The sequence below is a fragment of the Archangium lansingense genome, assembly GCF_026626635.1.
In the GTDB taxonomy this organism is placed as follows: domain Bacteria; phylum Myxococcota; class Myxococcia; order Myxococcales; family Myxococcaceae; genus Archangium; species Archangium lansingense.
In genome coordinates, this window is sequence record NZ_JAPNKA010000001.1 from 5,621,955 (window position 1) to 5,641,092 (window position 19,138).

16 protein-coding genes and 1 pseudogene are annotated in these 19,138 nt (G+C 66.4%); 8 read left to right on the plus strand and 9 right to left on the minus strand.

Annotation, left to right across the window (positions count from 1 at the left end; genetic code table 11):
- Positions 1-10: 10 nt before the first annotated feature.
- Positions 11-1,663, minus strand: a complete 1,653-nt coding sequence (locus OV287_RS23115; protein ID WP_267536199.1) for a carboxylesterase/lipase family protein — start codon at positions 1,661-1,663, stop codon at positions 11-13.
- Positions 1,664-1,801: 138 nt separating this feature from the next.
- On the opposite strand from OV287_RS23115, the gene OV287_RS23120 reads away from it, so the two are divergent.
- Positions 1,802-3,229: a DUF418 domain-containing protein gene (locus OV287_RS23120; protein ID WP_267536200.1), complete on the plus strand. Its 1,428-nt coding sequence runs from the start codon at positions 1,802-1,804 to the stop codon at positions 3,227-3,229.
- Here the strand turns inward: OV287_RS23120 and OV287_RS56485 are convergent.
- Positions 3,163-3,366: pseudogene (locus tag OV287_RS56485) on the minus strand (DUF6881 domain-containing protein); the annotation flags it as partial. The gene OV287_RS23120 and the pseudogene OV287_RS56485 sit on opposite strands and share 67 nt — an antisense overlap.
- Before the next feature lie 6 nt (positions 3,367-3,372).
- On the minus strand, positions 3,373-4,092 hold the full coding sequence (locus tag OV287_RS23125; RefSeq protein ID WP_267536201.1) for an alpha/beta fold hydrolase: 720 nt from the start codon (positions 4,090-4,092) through the stop codon (positions 3,373-3,375).
- Positions 4,093-4,346: 254 nt separating this feature from the next.
- On the opposite strand from OV287_RS23125, the gene OV287_RS23130 reads away from it, so the two are divergent.
- The 3 genes from OV287_RS23130 (at position 4,347) to OV287_RS23140 (ending at position 8,752) form a co-directional block, all read left to right on the plus strand.
- Complete coding sequence (locus OV287_RS23130) at positions 4,347-7,397, plus strand: NAD(P)-binding protein (protein ID WP_267536202.1); 3,051 nt, start codon at positions 4,347-4,349, stop codon at positions 7,395-7,397.
- Positions 7,398-7,496: 99 nt separating this feature from the next.
- On the plus strand, positions 7,497-8,072 hold the full coding sequence (locus OV287_RS23135) for a DUF1801 domain-containing protein (protein WP_267536203.1): 576 nt from the start codon (positions 7,497-7,499) through the stop codon (positions 8,070-8,072).
- A 68-nt stretch (positions 8,073-8,140) separates the two neighbouring features.
- The gene (locus OV287_RS23140; protein WP_267536204.1) at positions 8,141-8,752 is read left to right on the plus strand and encodes a hypothetical protein; all 612 of its coding nucleotides are present in this window, start codon (positions 8,141-8,143) and stop codon (positions 8,750-8,752) included.
- Here OV287_RS23140 and OV287_RS23145 read toward each other — a convergent pair.
- The 6 genes from OV287_RS23145 to OV287_RS23170 all read right to left on the minus strand — a co-directional run bounded on the left by OV287_RS23145 (position 8,739) and on the right by OV287_RS23170 (position 13,609).
- Complete coding sequence (locus OV287_RS23145) at positions 8,739-9,323, minus strand: superoxide dismutase (RefSeq protein ID WP_267536205.1); 585 nt, start codon at positions 9,321-9,323, stop codon at positions 8,739-8,741. The genes OV287_RS23140 and OV287_RS23145 overlap by 14 nt on opposite strands.
- Positions 9,324-9,365: 42 nt before the next feature.
- On the minus strand, positions 9,366-9,842 hold the full coding sequence (locus OV287_RS23150) for a flavin reductase family protein (RefSeq protein ID WP_267536206.1): 477 nt from the start codon (positions 9,840-9,842) through the stop codon (positions 9,366-9,368).
- A 99-nt stretch (positions 9,843-9,941) separates the two neighbouring features.
- Complete coding sequence (locus tag OV287_RS23155; protein WP_267536207.1) at positions 9,942-10,763, minus strand: peptidoglycan-binding protein; 822 nt, start codon at positions 10,761-10,763, stop codon at positions 9,942-9,944.
- A 140-nt stretch (positions 10,764-10,903) separates the two neighbouring features.
- Positions 10,904-12,079: a hypothetical protein gene (locus OV287_RS23160; RefSeq protein ID WP_267536208.1), complete on the minus strand. Its 1,176-nt coding sequence runs from the start codon at positions 12,077-12,079 to the stop codon at positions 10,904-10,906.
- 328 nt (positions 12,080-12,407) lie between these two features.
- Positions 12,408-13,253: a hypothetical protein gene (locus OV287_RS23165; RefSeq protein WP_267536209.1), complete on the minus strand. Its 846-nt coding sequence runs from the start codon at positions 13,251-13,253 to the stop codon at positions 12,408-12,410.
- The gene (locus OV287_RS23170; protein WP_267536210.1) at positions 13,250-13,609 is read right to left on the minus strand and encodes a hypothetical protein; all 360 of its coding nucleotides are present in this window, start codon (positions 13,607-13,609) and stop codon (positions 13,250-13,252) included. Before OV287_RS23170 ends, OV287_RS23165 begins: the two co-directional genes overlap by 4 nt.
- A gap of 233 nt (positions 13,610-13,842) precedes the next feature.
- Here OV287_RS23170 and OV287_RS23175 point away from each other — a divergent pair, with 233 nt between their 5' ends.
- The 4 genes from OV287_RS23175 to lspA all read left to right on the plus strand — a co-directional run bounded on the left by OV287_RS23175 (position 13,843) and on the right by lspA (position 19,137).
- Positions 13,843-15,540: a serine/threonine-protein kinase gene (locus tag OV287_RS23175; protein WP_267536211.1), complete on the plus strand. Its 1,698-nt coding sequence runs from the start codon at positions 13,843-13,845 to the stop codon at positions 15,538-15,540.
- 161 nt (positions 15,541-15,701) lie between these two features.
- Positions 15,702-16,427, plus strand: a complete 726-nt coding sequence (locus OV287_RS23180; protein ID WP_267536212.1) for a WD40 repeat domain-containing protein — start codon at positions 15,702-15,704, stop codon at positions 16,425-16,427.
- 160 nt (positions 16,428-16,587) lie between these two features.
- Positions 16,588-18,513 carry a hypothetical protein gene (locus tag OV287_RS23185; protein ID WP_267536213.1) on the plus strand — a complete coding sequence of 642 codons (1,926 nt, stop codon included), beginning with the start codon at positions 16,588-16,590 and terminating at the stop codon, positions 18,511-18,513.
- A 105-nt stretch (positions 18,514-18,618) separates the two neighbouring features.
- Positions 18,619-19,137, plus strand: coding sequence for a signal peptidase II (gene lspA, locus OV287_RS23190; RefSeq protein WP_267536214.1), 519 nt, complete (start codon positions 18,619-18,621; stop codon positions 19,135-19,137).
- The last annotated feature ends 1 nt before the right edge of the window (position 19,138 follow it).

Here is a 19,138-nt window from a genome sequence, read left to right on the forward strand (position 1 = left end):
GTCTTCCCGCCTACTTCGTGATGATGCTCTGCCAGAGCAGACGCTCCTCGTGCCCTGGATCATTCTCGAGCCGGGACGGGAGGTTGAAGATCAGGGTGGGGCGCTGCTCGGTGGTGTAGGCCGGCCACGTGGGAAGGCCGGCGTGGTTCGGGTTGCCGGTGCGAGCAAAGGCAATCCACGCCGAGCTCATCTGCTCCGCCAGCTTGAAGCGCTCGGGGTCCTTTCCAGTGAAGCTGGGAACCAGGTCGGCGTTGTCGAACACGAAGGGAAGGTCCAGCGCGTGGGTGGCCTTGAGCTGGCCCTTGAGGACCGGCGTCTCCCAGGTGAACAGGTACACGTAGACGGGGGCACCCGACTGGGCCACCTTGCGCTCAGCGGCCAGCAGGGACGGCGCCCGGAACAGATCGCTGCCCGCAGTGAGGAGCACGTCCTTCGCCGGAGCGTCCGGCATGCGGCCGCGATAGTGATCGAAGACCCGGTCCTTCGCGTCGCCCACCAGCCGCTCCAGGCCCATGCGCGCCATACCGTCCGTCATTATTCCCAGCTGCCCGTAGAGGAACAGCGTCATCTCGTCCTGGTTGGTGCCGATCATCAGGGGCACTCCCGCGGAGACGGCGGGGGCCACGGGATCGAACGGGTTGCCGGGTAGGGCGCGCCCATCCGCCACGGGGGTGAAGGGCGAGTTGAAGGTAAAGCCACCCCGGTTCTTCTTCAGGACGGCGCCCTGGGCGTCGAGCACCTTGTCCACGGGGAGGTTCTGCAATGCCTCGAGGTCTCCAGCCGCCAGCCCGAGCTCGGTCATCAGCTCGCCAGCCTGGGCGGCCGCCTGCTCCGGCTGCAGCGCACGCACGAGAGCTCCACTCTGGCTGATGGCCTTGTGGAACAGCCCCTGCGCCGCGGGCATGGCGAGCAGGAGCGTCACCTTCATGCCTCCGCCCGACTCACCGAAGATGGTGACGTTGCCAGGGTCCCCGCCGAAGGAGGCGATGTTGTCGCGCACCCACTCGAGTGCCGCGACAATGTCGAGCATGCCTGCATTGCCCGACGGAGCGTTGGCGCCAGCGCCCGTGTAGAGGTAGCCGAGCGCCCCAAGCCGGTGGTTGAGCGTGACCACCACGACATCCCCGCGCCGGGCCAGCGAGGTTCCGTCATAGAGGGCAGCCGACCCGGAGCCCTCCACGAAGCCTCCGCCGTGCAGCCAGACCATGACCGGCCGCTTTCCGCCATCCCCCACGCCGGGAGTCCAGACATTGACGACCAGGCAGTCCTCGCTCGTGGCCTTGGTATCGGGCGTGACGAGCGCTGCCTTGATGTCAGCCGAGACCCCGGAGCCGATGGCACTGCGCTGGGCACAGCGAGGCCCGAACTCGAGCGCATCGCGAACGCCGCTCCACGACTCGGGCTTCACCGGCGGCATGAAGCGGTTCTTGCCCGATGTGGGACCGCCGTACGGGATTCCCCTGAATACGCGGAGGCCCTCGGAGAGGACACCACGCACCTGCCCATTCACCGTGTCCGCGATGACCGGGCCTTCGTTCTTCAGCTCGCGGCCCTTGTTCTCGGTCACGAGCTGCTGGTGGGCACAGCCACTCACCAGGGCCAGCGCGAGCAGGCCGATGAGGGGGGACGGACGGCACACTGCGAGGTTGCTTCCAGATCGCATCGACTGTTCCTCCTGGCGGGCTGCCATACCAGAAGGTCCGCTTCCTTGCCCCCTATGCAGGCGGACGCGCAAGGCGAGCGTCAGACCGCCACTCCTGGGTGCTTGACGCCTGGACCGCAGGACTCGTCTGCTCCCGCCATGCCCAGCATCTCTTCACCGGCACCGCATGCGAGCACCGAGTCTCGTCCCGTAGAGGCCGGAGAGCGGGTGGTCCTCCTCGATGTTCTGCGCGGCTTCGCCCTGGGTGGCGTCTTCGTCTCGAACGCCTACATGCACCTGAGTGGACGCGGACTCCTGCCCCGCGCCAGCGCTCGGGCCCTGGAATCCACGCGAGTGGATGCGGTGGCCGCCTTCCTCTTCGAGGAGCTGGTGGCCGGCAAGGCCATGTTCCTCTTCTCGCTCCTCTTCGGGCTGGGCTTCTCCATCCAGCTGATTCGAGCGGAGGAGCGCGGCCGGTCCATCGTTCCGGTGTATGTCCGGCGGTTGGGCGTGCTCCTGAGCATCGGTCTCATCCACCGCTTCGCGCTCTGGTACGGAGACATCCTCACCACCTATGCGCTGATGGGCTTCGTGCTCCTGCTGATGCGCAAGCTCCCCGACCGGAGACTGCTCGTCTGGAGTTTGCTGCTCATGTTCCTGGCGCCCATTGCCGTTGCCGCCGTCGTGAAGCTCACGCCGCTGTTGGCGAGTTCCCGTGAGATTGTCGCCGCGGCGAACCAGGAGAATATGGCGCGCGTGGCGGCGATCAGACGCCAGACCCTGGAGGCCTTCTCGAGCGGCTCCTACCTCACCACCGCACGCGCCAACATCGAGTTCCTGCTGAAGGTCTTCACCCGGACGACGACGGTGTCGTGGATGCTGGTGGTCCTCGGCCGCTTCTTGCTCGGACTGCTGGCCGGGCGGCGGCGGCTCTTCCACGACGTGGAGCGCCATCAACCCTTCTTCCGCAAGCTCCTCGCCTGGGGGCTGGGGACGAGCGTGGTGGGCAATGGCGCCGGACTGCTCTTCGGCAACCTGGCGCGCTCGGCCCCTTCCGGCAGTAGCTGGAGGCAGGTATGGGAGATCGTCCAGCCCGCGGTGTCGGAGGTGGGCATCATCGGCACCGCCGCATGCTACGCGGCCGGCTTCGCACTCCTCTTCCAACGGCCCCGCTGGCAGCGAATCCTCGGCGTGCTGGCGCCCGCGGGGCAGATGGCGCTGACGAACTACCTGTGCCAGACCCTCATCAGCCAGTTCATCTATTACGGCTACGGGTTCAACCTCATTGGCAAGCAGGGCCCCGCCGAGTGCCTGCTGCTCATGTCCTCGCTCTTCTGCGTCCAGGTCTGGCTGAGCCACCTATGGTTGGCGCGCTTCCGCTTCGGTCCCGCTGAGTGGGTGTGGCGCTGCCTGACCTATGGCCAGCGCCAGCCCCTGCTCCGTGAGGGTTACAACTCCAGCCGGCTCCACACCTCCTCGAATTCTTCTTTCGAGATCTCCGAGGGCTCGAACTCCGAGTCGGCGGCGATCTCCTCGAGCGGGGGAACCGGAGCTTCTCCCAAGCGCGTCGAGCCAGTCGACACGTAGTCGCACGCGAACTCCTCGCGTCCGTCACGGAAGATCTCAACCTTGCGAACCTCCCAGCGCTCCGCGTCGAGCTCGCTGTAGAGCAGGACGGGGTCGTCCGGAGAGGTGTGGTGCCAGTAGACCTTGATGTATGTCATGACGCCTCAGAGGAACTGGAGGATGGCGCGGCCGAAACCCTCGGGGTCGTCCTCGCTGAACCCGTGCCCTGAGCCTGGCACCGTGACGACGGGAATCCCGGATGCCGCTACCTGGCGTGCCGTCTCGTGAGTGTCCGCGTCGCTGCGCCCACCGAGGATGTAGCCCTTGCGCTCGAGGGGAAGGGCGACGAAGCGCGCCAGCATGTTCGCCCCGTGATGGACGAGCGACACGGCGCTCCGGTGGAAGGCGAGGGGATCCGCCTGCCGGAGGTTCTCCTGGTACCAGGCTGAGGAGGACTGGCGAATCCATCCGTCCCAGCCGCGGAGGAACTCCTCCACTGGGGTGGCGGCGGCCCGCGCGCTGCCGGTGGCATCCTCGGGTCGTAGGTTCGGCTCGGCGAGCACGAGCGCATGGAGCGGGTGGCCGGCTCGCTGGAGGCACTCGGCGAGCAGCACGGCCAGCGTACCCCCCATGCTGTGTCCCACCAGGACGAGCGGGCCTGGCTCTGCGCGGAGCTGCGCCGCCAGAAGCTCTGCCTGCTCGCGCAGTTCGTAGCTGAAGTCCGCTGGTCGCTCGCTCTGGCCGAAACCCACGAGGTCCACCCAGAGGCTTGCGTGTCCCTGGAGTGCCGTGCTGTGCGCGACGGGCGGCCAGTCCCGGCTTCCGGCACAGCCAAGCCCGTGCACATAGACGAAGAGGGGACCCGCGCCCGGTGAGCGGCTCATCGCCAGCCGTGGAGTTTCGCCAATCCTGGAGGGAGGAGGAGGCATGGCGAGCGGCATACACCAACCGCACGACCCGAACCACCCAGGTGACCTCGCGCGATCGGCTCGAGACCTACCAGCGCTGGTGCGAGGAGAACGGCGCCGAGCTCCTCGCGACCTGCGAGTGACGGTGACCCTTTCTCGGACTGCAAGCAGGCATACGGGTGGGACGGGCGATAGATATCACACCGCCATTCTGGCCTCCCCTCCACCCTATGCCCATTCAATCCTCACCATTCCCTCACTCGAAACCCCGTCGCGAGAAGATTGCCATCCTCGGCGGAGGTATGGCCTCTCTCTCAGCCGCCTTCGCCCTGACCGACACAGCGGCGCTCCGCGAGCGCTATGAGATCACCGTCTACCAGGACGGGTGGCTGCTTGGCGGGAAGGGGGCGAGCGTGCGCAACCGGGACGCGCACGGACGTATTGAAGAGCACGGCCTGCACGTCTGGCTCGGGTATTACGAGAACGCTTTCACGCTGCTGCGCCGCTGCTACGAGGAGCTCGGCCGTCCACCTGGCGCCGCGATTCGAACGTTGCGCGACGCCTTCATCAAGCACGGCGCCATCGTCGTCGGGGAGCAGACGCCGCGAGGCTGGGAACACTGGAGCGTCAACTTCCCCGAGACCGACGAGTGGCCCGGCGACGGACGCCCGCTGCCGAGTCCCGCGGAGTCCCTTCGCGGCGCCACCTTGCAGGTGCTCCGTTATGCGATGGACTGGTGGACCCAGTGGCGAGGAGGCCTGCCCGCCGTCGACGACGTGGCCGGGCAGCTCCGTGGCTTGCTCAAGCACGTGCTGACGCTCCAGGCGTCCCTGCTCGTGGGGAGGGCGGCGCGCGCCCTCGCCGACAATGTCCGGTCCCTGCTCGACCGACTCCGGTCCCTGGCGCGGCGCGACCTCGAGACAGATGCCAACCTCCGGCGCCTCTGGATTGTCCTCGAGTACAGCGCTGTCTCCTTGATTGGCATCCTGCGCGACGATGTCTTCGGGTCCGCCGATGACTTCGAGGCACTTGATGAGCTCGACTTCAGCGACTGGCTACGCAAGCACGGCGCCTCCGAGATGACGGTGTCGAGCGGGCTGGTGCGCGCCTTCTACCACCTCGCCTTCTGCGACGGTGCCGGTGCTGGGGCGGGGCTCGCCCTGCTCGGAATGATCCGCATGTTCACGAGCTACCGCGGCGCCATCTTCTACAAGATGCGCGCTGGCATGGGCGAGACCGTCATCGCGCCCTTGTACGAGGTGCTGCGTCGGCGCGGCGTCCGTTTCGAGTTCTTCCACCGTGTGGGGAGTCTCGAGCTCTCCGACGACCAGCGGCGCGTCGAGCGGGTCGTCATCGGCAGGCAGGCGACCCCCAAAACCGGCGAGTATCACCCGCTCATCGACGTCGGGGGACTGCCGTGCTGGCCCGAACAGCCCCTCTACGACCAGCTCGTCGAGGGCGAGGCGCTCGCTCGCCACGGCGCGAAGCTCGCTTCCTTCTGGAGCGACTGGCCCCACGTCGAGCAACGCACGCTGCACCTGGGCGAGGACTTCCACCATGTCGTGCTTGGGATCTCCCTCGGGGCGCTTCCCTTCGTCGCCTCGGAGCTCATCGCGGCGAGCCCGAGGTGGCAGCGCATGGTCGAGCACGTCAAGACGGTCCGGACGGTATCGATGCAGCTCTGGGTGACCACGCCCATCGAGCAGCTCGCCTCGAATGCGAGTGCACCCGTCACCACCGCCTATCAGGTGCCGCTCGAGACCTGGGCGGATATGTCGCATCTCCTCCCGAGCGAGGGGTGGAAGGCGCGCGACGGTGTGCGGGGGATCCTCTACGCCTGCGGCCAGCTCGGGGATGGCGACGATCCGGTCTCCGTCAGAGATCCGCGAGCCGATGACCGCGCGGCGCTGGAGGGATTCGCGCGCGGCTTCCTCGAGGAGCACCTGCCGCACATCTGGCCGGGCGGCGCGGACTCGCGCGGGCGTCTGCGGTGGGATGGGTTGTTCGATCCGGAAGGGCGCACCGGGCCCGAGCGCCTGCACGCCCAATACCTGCGCGTCAACGCGGAGCCCTCGGACCGCTATGTGCTGTCACTCCCAGGCTCGCAGAAGCACCGCATTGCCCCCGATGAGGCTGGGTTCGAGGGGCTCGTCCTGGCGGGCGACTGGACCCGTACTGGCTACGATCTCGGCTGCATCGAGGCGGCCACGATGTCCGGCCTGATGGCAGCGAGGGCGCTTGGTGCGCCAGTCTCCATCGTCGGTGAGGTTCCCCGGCGGCGCGCCGAGCCCAGGGTGGAGCTGCCGCGCTATGTCGACCGCCCCGGTGAGATGGCGCTCCGCGCGCCCTATATGATGGAAGAAGTCTCGATGACCGCGCTCGTCCTGCGGGCCCGGCAGGGGGCCCTGAGCGCGTTGCTCGATCGGTACTTGAACAATCCTGCACGTGGGCACGTTCGCTACGTGCCCGCGGCCCCCTTCGTCGTGCTCGCCGCTGCCTTCGCGGGGCGCGCGTTTTCCGGAGATCCAGAGCACCGCCGCCTGGGCTACATGCCCGAGACCGACGTTGCCTTCTGGGTGCCGGCCTGGGCCATGCGCCCAGGGAAGGGGAGGCTGATCCCCGAGCGGCTGGTCTGGTTCCTGCCACACGTCTTCGTCTCGACTGGAGCCGCTGCGGCCGCCGGGCGCGAGATCTACGGCTTCCCCAAGAGCGTGGTGGATGTGGAGGCACGCCGCTCGGGACACGCGCTGGATTACCTCTCGGTGGTGGGGGAGGTGCTCGCGCGGAATACACCCGAGACGTGTGGTACCCGAGCTCGCATTCTCGAGGTGACACGGAGCAATGCGGCCCCGGGCCCGCTGCGCTCCGTTGCCGAGGTGCTCGGGGAGGCCATGCGTCCGCTCGATCCATCGGGTGCGTGGGCTTCGTCGATGGCGCGGCGAGTCACCGCGGATGAGGTGACGATCGCGTTCTTGAAGCAGTTCCGCGACGTTCAGCACACGGACCGTGCTTGCTACCAGGCCATCATCGAGGCGAAGGCGTCCGTGCGGACCCTACGGGGGTATGGTCCGCTCCCTGGCACGTTCCAGGTGCGCTGGGGCGATCATGCCAGCCATCCCTTCTCGGCTGATCTCGGCCTCGAGCCTGGGGGGCAGGAGGCCCTCGCGGCCACCTGGGTCGACTTCGATTTCGTCATGGAGTCGGGGCGCGAGATCTTCCGCGCCGATGGGGATGCGCCCTCCGTCTCCGAGAGGGGTCGTGCCCTGTCGAACGTCGGATAGGGGAGTGGTCAGTCGGGCAGAGGACCAGCGCGGGCGCCTTTGAGTACCGCCTCGCTCTCCGTGCTGTGCCTCTGTTCCTCGTCGGCTAGACTCGTGGCCATGCAGAGCAAAGCCACCACTGTCGATCAGTACCTCGCCTCGCTTCCGGAGGATCGCCGTGCGGCGATCTCGGCCGTGCGCAACGTCATCCTCAAGAACCTCGATAAGGACTACGAGGAGGGCATTCAGTACGGGATGATCGGCTACTACGTCCCGCACAAGGTGTTCCCCGCGGGTTACCACTGCGATCCCAAGCAGCCGCTGCCGTTCGCTGCGCTGGCCTCGCAGAAGAACCACATGGCCGTCTACCTGATGGGGGTCTACGGCCAGCCGGCGCAGGAGCAGTGGTTCCGCGACGCGTGGGCGAAGACGGGCAAGAAGCTCGACATGGGCAAGTCGTGTGTGCGCTTCAAGAAGCTGGAGGGCGTCGCGCTCGACGTGGTTGGCGAGGCCATCCGCCGTGTGCCCGCCAAAGCGTTCATCGCGCACTACGAGTCCGTGATCCGGCCGCCGGACAAGAAGGCGCCGGGCGCTGCAAAGAGTAAACCTGCGGCAAAGAAGTCGGCAGCGGCGAAGAAGCCGGCAGCGGGGAAGAAGCCCGCGGCGAAGAAGCCCGCGGCGAGGAAGCGCGCGTAGACGTCCATATCGAAGCGTTGGACAGCAGTCAGCGGCTACCAGGCTGGGAACAGGATTCACGAAAGCTCATGTCACCCAGAGTCCTCTCGTCGCTCGCGCTTGCCGATGCCCGCTATGTGCTCGCCCTGCTGGGGGATACGAGGGCGCGCGCGGAACTGGGTGATGCGGCGCCCTCCAGCCTGCCGGTGCCGTGGCATTCCCAGGAGGCGCGGCGCTACTGGAAGCGCGTCCTCCAGCACGCGGGCAAGGGGCCGGTGCTGAAGGCCATGGCTGCGCTTGCCCGCCGTGCGCTTCAGGCGTACCAGTCGGGCACCCCGGGCGCCTCGAATCAGGGCGACCGCTTCGTCCCCGTGGAGGACGGCACGAGGCTGCTCTCCGAAACCCTGGTCGCGGTGGAGTCCTGGGTGCAATGCCCTTGTCGGGCGCACCGTGAGCAGGTGCGCCAGAGCAATCGGGACTGGTACGCACTCGAGTTCGGTCACCACGCCGCCGCACGCAACGTGGTGGAACTGGTGCACTGGATGTGGAGCGCGGCGCTGGCCCCGCGGCGTTTCGAGCGCGAGGCCATGACGGGACTCCTCTCGGCAACCCTTGCACTCCCTGGTGCCGAGTGGGACGCGCTGGTGCGCGCGGAGCTGTGTGCGGCGCTCCGTGCAGCCAACCGACCTAGCGCCCCTTGAGGTTCTCGAGGACGAAGTCCCAGTTCACGAGCTTCTCGAGGAACGTGTCGATGTACTTCGGGCGAGCGTTGCGGAAGTCGATGTAATACGCGTGCTCCCACACGTCGATGGTCAGCAGGGCCTTCTGGCCGTGCTTGAGCGGCAGATCCGCGTTGCCCGTCTTGGTCACCGCGAGCTTGCCCTTCTCGAGCACGAGCCAGGCCCACCCCGAGCCGAACTGCGTCGCGGCGGCGGTTGCGAACTCCTCGCGGAAGCGCTCGAACGAACCGAAGTCGCGCGTGATGGCATCCGCGAGATCACCGGTCGGGCGTCCACCCCCGTTCGGCTTCATGCAATTCCAGTAGAACGTGTGGTTCCACACCTGGGCGGCGTTGTTGAAGACACCTCCCTCACTGTTGAGGATGACCTCCTCGAGCGACCGGCTCGCCTCGGGCTTGCCCTCGAGCAGCTTGTTCAGGTTCGTCACGTACGCTGCGTGGTGCTTGCCGTGGTGGTACTCGAGCGTCTCCGCGCTGATGTGAGGGGCGAGGGCATCCTTCTTGTAGGGTAGCTCGGGGAGGGTAAACGGCATGAGGTACGTCCTTTCGTTGTAGGCGGTGATGGGAAGGTGCTTCTACAGGGCCGTGACGGCTCGATACGCGCGGTTCCAGTATAGGAGGGGTTCTCGCTCCTCTCCGCGGCGAACGTTGACCACCTGTCCGATGAGCAGCAGATGGTCTCCATAGCGGTGCAGGTCGCGCAAGGTGCACGAGAGACCCGCCAGGCAGTCTCGGGCGAAGGCGTCATCGTCGAATGCGGCGTCCTCCGCCTCTCCCTTCGAGCACCGCACGGCGATGTCTCGTTGGGCAGAGGCGAGAATGCTCACGCTGAAGCGACCGGACGCTTGCACCCGCTTCAGGGTACGAGAGCTTTCCGAGAGGGCAACCACCACGAGCGGTGGTGTCAACGAGAGCGAGTTGAAGGAGCTCACGGTCGTCGCCGCGAGGCCTTGTTCGTCACGGACCGAGACGACCGCTACACCGCTCGCCCATCGCGCCAGCGCCTCCCGGAAGTCGGGGGCGCTCACGCCTTCTGGAGTGCTCTGACTCATGCCTCCGCTGTACCTGAACGCGGACCATATGTCAGCAGCTTGGCCAATATGTTGGCAGATTGCTAATGCGACAACACCGTGACGGCTCGCCGCAGGCGTCTAGTGGGCGAGCATGGCCAGCGCGCGCCGATAGAAGACCATGTGCCTTGGCAGGACGGTATCGCGCCCGATGAAGCGGCGGGTGACTTCCTCGAAGTCCCCGTTGTCCGCCACGGTGTTGAGGTCACGGCTGGTCCAGTACCAGCCTGCTACACGGAAACCCACCTCGGGGTTCGCGGCGAGATCGGGGTTGTTCTCCAGGTCGAGGCCCAGCGCCTTGCCGGCTGCGCGGTAGTTGGCCCGGCCGGTGAGCAGGAGGGGGCCGCGGCCCTTGTAGCGTGAGCCGTCTCCAGGCTGCACATTGCCCAGGTCTTCTCGACCCTCGTACTGCTCGCCTGAGTCCGGTTCCTCGAGGAGGTTGAGCTGGCCAGTCACGAAGGCGAGTTGGGCGAGGAAGGCCGCCTGGCGCTGGGGAGTCGTGATATCTGCCTCGGTCATTGCCTTGTTGAGGTGCGGCAGCAACTCCGTGGCCCGCATCTCCGAGCAGTTGGGCATCACGGTTCGCAACTGCTCCAAGGAGAGCTCCGGCCCTTCGGGCGCCTCCCCCTCTGGAGATCGGAAATGGACGCCAAGCTCTCGCCAGGTGTCGGAGTCCACGATGCCGTCCACACTCATCCCTCGGTCCTGTTGGAAGGACTGCACCGCGTCCTCAGTCTGCAAGCCGAAGAAGCCATCCGTCGGGCCGGGGTTGAAGCCGGCTGCTATCAGCCTGCGCTGCAGCTCGATGACCAACGGGCCATGCGAGCCCTTATGCAGTACGAGGGGCTGGCCCAGGGAGGTGAGTTGAAGGAACGTCGTATCGATCTCGGTAGGAGTTGGCATGGGGAACCTCCTTCTGATTCAAGGTGCGGCGGTCCCAGCGGCTTTGTGAAGGCTTACAACTCCCAGACAGGCGTCCGCTCCCTGCCGGCGGAAGGAGGGGAGCCCGGCTCCCCTCCGAGCGAGAGTGCTGAACCTGGTCCCTACTTTCGGTAGTGTAGGCCGGAGAAGCCCACGCCCATGCCGCCGCAGATACCCTCGCTGTTGACGTAGAGCGCGTTGTTGAGCAGGCGCATCCGCACCACGCAGCCCCGATCGTCCTCTTTCGCCCCGGGGTTCTCCACGTACTCGACGGTGGGGCCGGAGACGGTGATCGTCGATTCGAAGTCCCCGGTGTTGGCCCCGCTGGTGGCCTCGCCATTCACCTGGATGCTCTGCGGGCCCTTCGCGCGGATGGTGACGGAGGAGCTCGAGGACGGGTTCGCCTGGTCCCAGGTGCCCACCCACTCCTCCGGTTTCTTCCCGAGTGACGCGCCCCCTACGGGGAGCTCGAGCGGCTTGCGCTCCAGGGCACTCTCGGGCAGCCAGCCGACAGTCTTCTTCCCCTTGGCACTCCGATACTGGGCACAGACGAAGCCGTTCTTCTTGAGGTCGTCCTCAGACAGCTCCACGCCATCGTTCTCCACGAGGTAGGCCTTCTTGCGCGATTTGCACTCACCGCTCGCAGGGCAGGGCACTGGATCGGAGAAGAAGTACGCGCGGCCCTCGGGGGCACCCCCCTTCACGGCAGCAGCCAGGAACGGGTGGAAACGGAGGCCTTCCTTGCACACGTTTCCGGACTCCAACTGGTCGAAGCGCTCTATCTCCGCCGCCAGCTTCTGCGCACTGCACCGCTGTGCAATCTCCTCTGGACGCGTCTTGCGCTTCGCCGAGACCGAGGTGAGAGGCATGTCCTCGAAGCGCACCCGCCACGCCTCGATGGCGGGCGGTGGCTTCTGGAGGGAGCCGGGCTCGTTCGTGAAGTATTCCGCCTCATCTCCTCCAGTGAGCGCCACCCAGAGGTGGCCTCCCGGCTCGAGCATCACGATGCCTCGGTCTGGCAGCCCGCGGACGTTTCCCTCGAAGGTGAAGGCCCCCTTCGCATCGGGCCCCTCCGCGGAGATAGAGCTCATCTTCTCCTTCAGCGAATCGTATTCATCCTTCGACAGGAGCTCGCGCAGGTAGCAGGAGATGCGCGGGTCATCGAAGATCTTCCCCGGATTGTCCCTGGCGTATTTCGCCAGCCGTTCACGGTCGAAGACATCCGCTGGCGCCGCGAGCGCGCTCCCCGAGGCGACCAGCAGCCCGACGCACACCCCACCCAAAGTCCAACGTCGCATGTGTGTTCATCCCTCCCGGAGCTGGAGGCCCAGCTCTTCACGGAGAGAATCACCATGGATGCGCCTGCTTCTCCAGTCCGAACGGCAGGAGGGGGGAGAGGGCTCATGGCTGCATCGCGCCATTGTCCCGGTCTCCTGAAGTACCTGTGCGTACCGTTCGCGGCCAAATCCTCCGGCGGTATAGAAGAGGGGCGCAGACGGAGGCGGTGCCATGGCGGACACGAGGCGCGGGAAGCTGCGGAGACTGGGACCCTTCCGGCTTGGAAGGGCGCACGGGGACGACGCTTTGACGAGGGTAGGGGCGTACCAAGCGTACGAAGCCGGTGTGCTACTCGTCCTCCTTCGTTGGCTGGGCTCCGGCTTCTCTGGTCTCCTCGAGCGCAACCACCCTCTTGTGCTCTTCCCAATCCTTCAAGGCAGACGCCACATGGTGGAGCGTGTGGCGCTTCAGCCTCTTGTGGTGCACCGCCAGGTAGTCTTCCCCGGCGATGACGATGAATGTTTCGAGGGGATCGGGGTGGTTCTCCAGCCATTGCTCCGCGTGAGCTCGCGTGGGGAATGAGGGGCCTCCCAGTGGGATTCCGTTCGTGGTGAGGGCCTTGATGACCGGCTCGATGACGTAATCACGATACATGTCGCGGGTGTTGTCCTCGCGCACATACCAGAATTGGTAGTACTCATCGCCAATGAGGATGTGTGCTGGGCTCGGTGGTTCCGCGACGCCTTTCAGCCATTCCTCCGCCTCCTCTTGGCTGGTGAACTGCGCTATGGCTATTGGCGCATACTGATGATGGTTGATGAAGAAATCCTCGGCATCTCCGGTCTGGCCAGTGTCAGCAATGAAGTCGAGAAGGGCGATGAGAACGCGTACGTGCTGCTTCTGCTCGGGTTCAGGCACTTCGCGAAGGACCTTCAGGAGCAGATCGATTGCTGGCTGTGAGAGGTCACCGCTGTCAGCGTTCAAGGCTGGGCTTGCCTTGGAGGGCTCTCCAGGCTCCAGCGCTTCGAGATAATCTTCGAAGCGGTAGATCTGCCCGGTCACGTGCACGAAATTCCTGCTTTCGCCCACGTAGCTCCAGAGTCGCTTTTCGTCCTCGCTGCCTTGTGCCATCGCTGCCTGCCAACGCAATCCGGCAAACCTCGCAGCGCCTGCAAGTGTCTCGTAGATCTTCACCTGCGAACCTCTGCGAACATCACGAGCGGTGTCAGGACAAGTGCCCCACCTGCTGAGCCAACGGCTACGACCGTGAAGGCGACACCCGCGATGACAATGACGGTACCTACGAGGAGTTCCGTACGGTGTTGCTTGAGCCAGTTGATGGCTGGCTCTATCGCCTGGAAGTTGGGGGAATTCGTGAGCTGGAACTCTGCCACGTCGAAGCTCTCGAGTGGGACCCATTCGTGGAGCATCTGCCCATCCGCTCGTGGCTTGATGATGAGCGCGTACCTGGCCAAATCCTCGGAGCCAGCCGGTCCGGCGAGCGGATAGCGCGTCGTACCGCAGGAAACGAGGATGAGGGCGAGGCTCACCGCCATGGTCTTTTGCGTGACTGAGGCCAGTCTCATCTGGGTTCCGTCCCGCGATAGAGTCCACCGTCCGATTGTAGGGGGCGGGTGCCCATACCATGAGCCACTGCCGCAGGTAAGAGCCCCGCTGCGCGCGGGTCAGTGAGAGGAAGGTCACCCATCAGGGCGGATGGGGTGTGGGGGCTGTAACACGGACTCGCCTTGCCGTCCCGGCTCCCGGAGAATGGTGGCTGCGTATGCCTCAGCCCCATCGTTCAGACACCTTGGCTCCGGTCGGCACCCAACTGCTCGCCGAGCACCTCCGGTCGGACGTCGCCGCCCGAGAAGCCTCCGTGACCTGGTTCAACAGTGGGGTGGCCTCCTTCTTTCTGCTGTGCGCGGTGGGCCTGAGCCCGCAGCTCGGATGGCCCCGGGCTCTCACCATCATCAGCAGCTGCGCGGTCTACGCCCTGTACTACGGGTGGATCTCCTGGGTGCTGCGGCGGGGGTGGTTTCACCCCGCCATCTGCTGGTTCAACCTCTGCCTGGAGACCGGTGCCGGAGTCTGGCTCTTCGCCTACGACATCATCTTCGCGGATGCGGAGCAGGCGCTCTCCAATCCCGCGGCCGTCCTCTGGAGCACGCTCATCGTGCTCGCGGCGCTGCGCTCCAAGCGCCACGCCCTCTTCGCGGGATGTCTCGTGGCCGCCGAGATGCTTCTGCTCTACTTCTTCGTGGCCCTGCCGCGCCTGCCGCCGCCCGTACCGGTGATGTTCTCGCCGCCCCTCATGGTGCAGCGCGCCGTCTACTACTTCATCACGGGCGGCATGGCGGCGATGGTGGCCGGTCACATTGCGCGTAAGGCCGAGGAGGCCCTGCACGCCATCCGGGCCAAGGAGCTGCTGGGCAAGTACTTCCTCCACGAGCGGCTGGGCGTGGGGGGCATGGCCGAGGTGTTCCGCGCCACCTACAGCCCGGAGGGCGGTTTCGAGAAGGTGGTGGCCATCAAGCGCATCCTCCCGGCCTACGCCGGGGATGAGGACTTCGTCACGCTCTTCCGCCGCGAGGCGGAGCTGGGCTCGCTCCTCAACCATCCCAACATCATCCAGGTGCTGGACGTGGGCCGCTTCGCGGACACCTACTTCATGGCGATGGAGCACATCGAGGGCGTGTCCCTGCGTGAGCTGCTCAAGAGCCATGGGCCCCTGCCGCCGGAAGTGGTGGCGTACATCGGGGCCGAGCTGGGCGAGGCGCTCGACTATGTGCATCGGCGCACCTCGAGCAATGGTGTGCTGCTGCGGCTCGTCCACCGGGACGTGAATCCTCCGAACATCCTTCTGTCGCGCATTGGCGAGGTGAAGCTGGGGGATTTCGGGGTGGCGCGGGCAGCCATCCATGTTCGCCTCACCCAGGCGGACCGGGTGCGCGGCAAGTTGGGCTACATGGCGCCAGAGCAGGCCCGGGGCGAGTCCTTCGATGGGCGCGCGGATCTCTTCGCGCTCGGCGCCACGCTGCACGAGGCCCTCACGGGCAAGCCCCTCTTCAAGGGGGAAGACATCTCCGAGCGGCTGAAGCCCACCGCTCCTTTGTCACTCCTGCCGCCCTCGGCCTTCCGTCCGGACGTGCCCCCGGAACTGGATGCCGCCATCATGGACCTGCTCCAGTGGCGGACGGATGCTCGTACTCCGAGAGGGAAGCGGCTGCGCGAGCAGCTATGTGGGCTGACAGGAGCGCACGCGCCCTATCCTCATGGACAGCAAGCCTTGGCCCGGCTGATCCATGAAGCCCTGGTGCACAAGGCGCATTCGGAGGCCCCGCGCAACGAGGAGCCCGCCACCGAGGGCCCCACGCAAGCCATGGGCGAGGAAGAGCCCACGGCCGTTGTGGAGCTGACGGACAAGAGGTTGGTGACGACTGGGAGTGCTGCTGGCGGCGGCCGCGGCCAGCAGGGGTGAGCGGGCGCGTCCTTCCGATGACGTAGGATGATGGTCCACTCGAAAGGAGCCTTCACCTGCGTTACCGCCACCTCGCCTTTGTTCTCTCGCTGGCCGCTTGTGGTTCGGACCCCGAGCCCGAACCGAAGCCTACCGAGGGTCCTCAGACCCAGGTGCTCGAGATGCCGGCGGGCGTCACCGCTGGGTCTCCGCGCTTCTCCCCCGATGGGCAGCGGCTCTCGTTCGATTACTCCCAGAGTAACGAAGACTCGCTGGCAGTGGTGGATCGTGATGGCAAGAACCTCCAGGTGCTCGCCACGGGGTGCACCACCTTCTGCGAGAGCGCGTGGCATCCCACCAGCGGAGAGATCTACTTCGCCACGGATGATGGCGTGAATGCGGTGGCGGCTACGGGTGGCACCCCGCGCCTGGTCCACGAGCCGTTCGGGTTCGTGTCCTCCGTGGACGTGTCGCCAGACGGCAAGTACCTGCTCTTCGACGCGTTCGATCCCGTGTTGTTCGCGCTCGCGGACAGCTCCGAGCAGGAGCTTCCCACCGACGACAACGTCTATGCGCTGCGCTTCTCCCCGGACGGGAAGAAGATGCTCTATCACGACTACTCGACCCACTCGCTCCGTGTCCGGGAGCTCGCGACCGGTGCCACGACCACGGTGCTCGACACCGACAACTACCTCACCGGGGCGGACTGGTTCCCCGACGGCAAGCGGCTCGCGGTGATCTCCGATGAGGGGCTCGAGATCCTCACGCTTCAGGATGGGGCGGAGCCGGTGCGACAGATGGTGAAGTCGGGCAGGGCGCTCAAGGACGTGGACGTGTCGCCAGATGGAACGGCGATCGCCTACTGCGTCAATGGGATGCGCTCGATCTTCGTGCTCACTGGCTTCTGACGGGTGCAAGTGGCCCGAGTCGTCGATGCTGTACGGGTAACCACGTATACTCGGGCCACTTCTCGGAATATTCTCGGCAACCGAGATGCCGGTTTAGTTCCACGAAACCACTGCGGCCGTTCGCCGGCCTTGACTGCTGGCGTTGGACGCGGAGCGAAAAATGAAGTTTCGGCTTTCAGGTCTGGTGTGTGCGGTCATCGTCGGTTTCGGCTGCGCGGGACTTCCCGAGGAGGTCTGGTTCATGTGTGAGCCCGGGGGGGGCTGCTCTCAGCGCACCGCGGACGGGACTCCGTACGTCTGCTACCCCGACGACTACTGCCGCCCGCCCGGTACGCCGATCGATGGCACCGACGGTGGAGGTACCGACGGCGGCGGGGGAACCGACGGTGGAGGAACCGACGGCGGTGGGGGTACTGACGGTGGAGGTACCGACGGCGGCGGAGGAACCGACGGTGGAGGCACCGATGGTGGAGGCACCGACGATGGAGGTCCCGGCGAGTGCACGCCGACGAGATCGTGCTCGGAAGCCTGCGGTTCGCTCGACGACGGCTGCGGGACGATCATCCACTGCCGCAGCTGCGACATCGGCTCCATCTGCGGAAGCAACCACACCTGCCAGCAGTGCCCGGCGGTCGATCTGCCAGATGATGCGTTCGACGATCGGAACTGTGACGGGATCGACGGGCAGCTCGACGGCGGCATCTTCGTCTCCGCGAGCGGCGGGAATGACGGCTGGCCGGGCACCAGGTCGCAGCCGGTAGCGTCGCTCTCGGTCGCGTTCAACCTCGCACGGTCCACTACGCATAAGACGATCTACATCGGCAATGGGACCTACAACGCCGGCGCGTCGGGCATGGACTGGACCTCACCGGTGTCGCTGTACGGCGGTTACTCCGCGGACTTCAGCTCGCGTAATGCGACGGACAGGCCCGTTCTCCAGGTCGGCGCGGACGGCATCCGCGTGACCGCCACCGGCGGCGCATTCACCCTCGAGCGCATCGCCGTGAACGCCGGAAACGCCGCCGGAGACGGCAAGCCGTCGGTGGCCATGACGGTGCACAACACGCAGGAGCTCTCGCTTCGCCACGTGTTTCTCCGCGCCGGTAACGGCAGCGACAGCTCGGGGGGCTCTGCCGGCGGCGAGGGTGCAGTCGGTCTGGCTGGAGCCGGTGGCGGCGTCGCCAACAATGCCGCCCCAGGATCGGGGGCGGGCTCCACCGGTTCGAGCTGTGCCAGTGCGGGCGGCGCTGGAGGCACTGGCGGCACTCACTACGGAACTCCGCCGGGGGCTGGCATTCCGGGTACGGCTGGCGCCAACAACGCTGGCTCCGGCGGCATCGGCGGCGCCCGCTTCACTGGCTGTGACAACACCTTGAACAGGTGTGGTTCGTGTCCGCAGGGAATGGCGGAGGCCGGCGAAAAGGGCCGCGACGGTGCACCCGGAGCCGACGTCGGGCGCGGGGCGCCAGGAAACGGAACGGGTTCCGTCGTCGGTGGCGTCTGGACGGCAGGGACCGGCGGCACTGGCTCGACCGGCGGCAACGGAGGTGGAGGTGGAGGTGGAGGCGGAGGCGGGGCCTACCTGATCAAGAGCAACACCACCACTTACTGCGGGTTCTCGTCTTCCGGCGGCGGAGGCGGCTCGGGCGGAAGTGGAGGTTGTGGCGGAGGAGGTGGCACCGGCGGTCGTGGCGGTGGCGCTTCCATTGCGCTGCTCCTGGCAAACGCTCGTGTCCAGGCCACCGCGTTGACGCTTCAGACCGGTACTGGCGGCAAGGGCGGTCCGGGAGGTGCGGGCGGTCTGGGCGGAAAGGGCGGAGCGGGAGGCCTGGGAGGTCCTGGCTTCGCCGGTGGAACCGAGAACGGAGGCCAGGGTGGCCCGGGCGGGCAAGGTGGTGACGGAGGAACCGGTGGTCCTGGCGGAGGCGGTGGTGGTGGACCCTCCGTTGGAATCTATTGCTCCGGCTCGTCGACGGTCGCTCTCGACGGCGGCATCAACTTTGTTCCCGGCATGTCGGGCACGCGCGCGGACAACGGAGAGCCTGGTCAGGGTGGGACCGCCTATCAGTGCCCGGGTATCCCCTAAGCGGCACGGATGCCGGAAACCCCTGAGGGCTCAGAGGCGAACGATGACTCGAGCCCACACCTGGAGGGGGTAGGGCAAGTCTGGCATCCTCGGGGGATGAATCCATTGGCCCGTCGGTATCGACTCACGCTCGTGTCGCTGGTCCTCGCGGGGACGGTGGGGTGCGATCAGGCCACCAAGCAACTGGCCATCTCTCAGCTCCGCGACGAGTCCACCCAGGTCTTCCTGGGCGGGCTCCTGCGGCTCTCCTTCGCCGAGAATCCCGGCGCTTTCCTGAGCCTCGGCGGCAACCTTCCGCACGCCGTGCGATTCTGGCTGTTCATCGCGGCAGTGGGCGCGTTCCTCCTCGGTACGCTGGCCTACCTCGTGATGAGCCGCAGGCTCGAGCCTCTCCAGTCCGTGGCGCTCGCCCTGATCGTTGGAGGTGGACTGAGCAACTGGTTCGACCGTCTGGTGAACGATGGACGCGTCGTGGACTTCATGAACCTCGGCATCGGCTCCCTGCGCACGGGCATCTTCAACGTGGCGGATGTGGCCCTCATGCTCGGCGCTGGGCTGCTGATCCTGGCCGGGCGGCGAGCGAACATCCCTGGAGAACGACAGGGGGACCTTGGCCAGGGGTGAA

Excerpts from the sequence above, each read along its gene's own strand:
- OV287_RS23115 (WP_267536199.1), bottom strand. The coding sequence starts at position 1,663 with ATGCGATCTGGAAGCAACCTCGCAGTGTGCCGTCCGTCCCCCCTCATC.
- OV287_RS23120 (WP_267536200.1), top strand. The coding sequence starts at position 1,802 with ATGCCCAGCATCTCTTCACCGGCACCGCATGCGAGCACCGAGTCTCGT.
- OV287_RS23125 (WP_267536201.1), bottom strand. The coding sequence starts at position 4,092 with ATGAGCCGCTCACCGGGCGCGGGTCCCCTCTTCGTCTATGTGCACGGG.
- OV287_RS23130 (WP_267536202.1), top strand. The coding sequence starts at position 4,347 with ATGCCCATTCAATCCTCACCATTCCCTCACTCGAAACCCCGTCGCGAG.
- OV287_RS23135 (WP_267536203.1), top strand. The coding sequence starts at position 7,497 with ATGCAGAGCAAAGCCACCACTGTCGATCAGTACCTCGCCTCGCTTCCG.
- OV287_RS23140 (WP_267536204.1), top strand. The coding sequence starts at position 8,141 with ATGTCACCCAGAGTCCTCTCGTCGCTCGCGCTTGCCGATGCCCGCTAT.
- OV287_RS23145 (WP_267536205.1), bottom strand. The coding sequence starts at position 9,323 with ATGCCGTTTACCCTCCCCGAGCTACCCTACAAGAAGGATGCCCTCGCC.
- OV287_RS23150 (WP_267536206.1), bottom strand. The coding sequence starts at position 9,842 with ATGAGTCAGAGCACTCCAGAAGGCGTGAGCGCCCCCGACTTCCGGGAG.
- OV287_RS23155 (WP_267536207.1), bottom strand. The coding sequence starts at position 10,763 with ATGCCAACTCCTACCGAGATCGATACGACGTTCCTTCAACTCACCTCC.
- OV287_RS23160 (WP_267536208.1), bottom strand. The coding sequence starts at position 12,079 with ATGCGACGTTGGACTTTGGGTGGGGTGTGCGTCGGGCTGCTGGTCGCC.
- OV287_RS23175 (WP_267536211.1), top strand. The coding sequence starts at position 13,843 with ATGCCTCAGCCCCATCGTTCAGACACCTTGGCTCCGGTCGGCACCCAA.
- OV287_RS23180 (WP_267536212.1), top strand. The coding sequence starts at position 15,702 with ATGCCGGCGGGCGTCACCGCTGGGTCTCCGCGCTTCTCCCCCGATGGG.
- OV287_RS23185 (WP_267536213.1), top strand. The coding sequence starts at position 16,588 with ATGAAGTTTCGGCTTTCAGGTCTGGTGTGTGCGGTCATCGTCGGTTTC.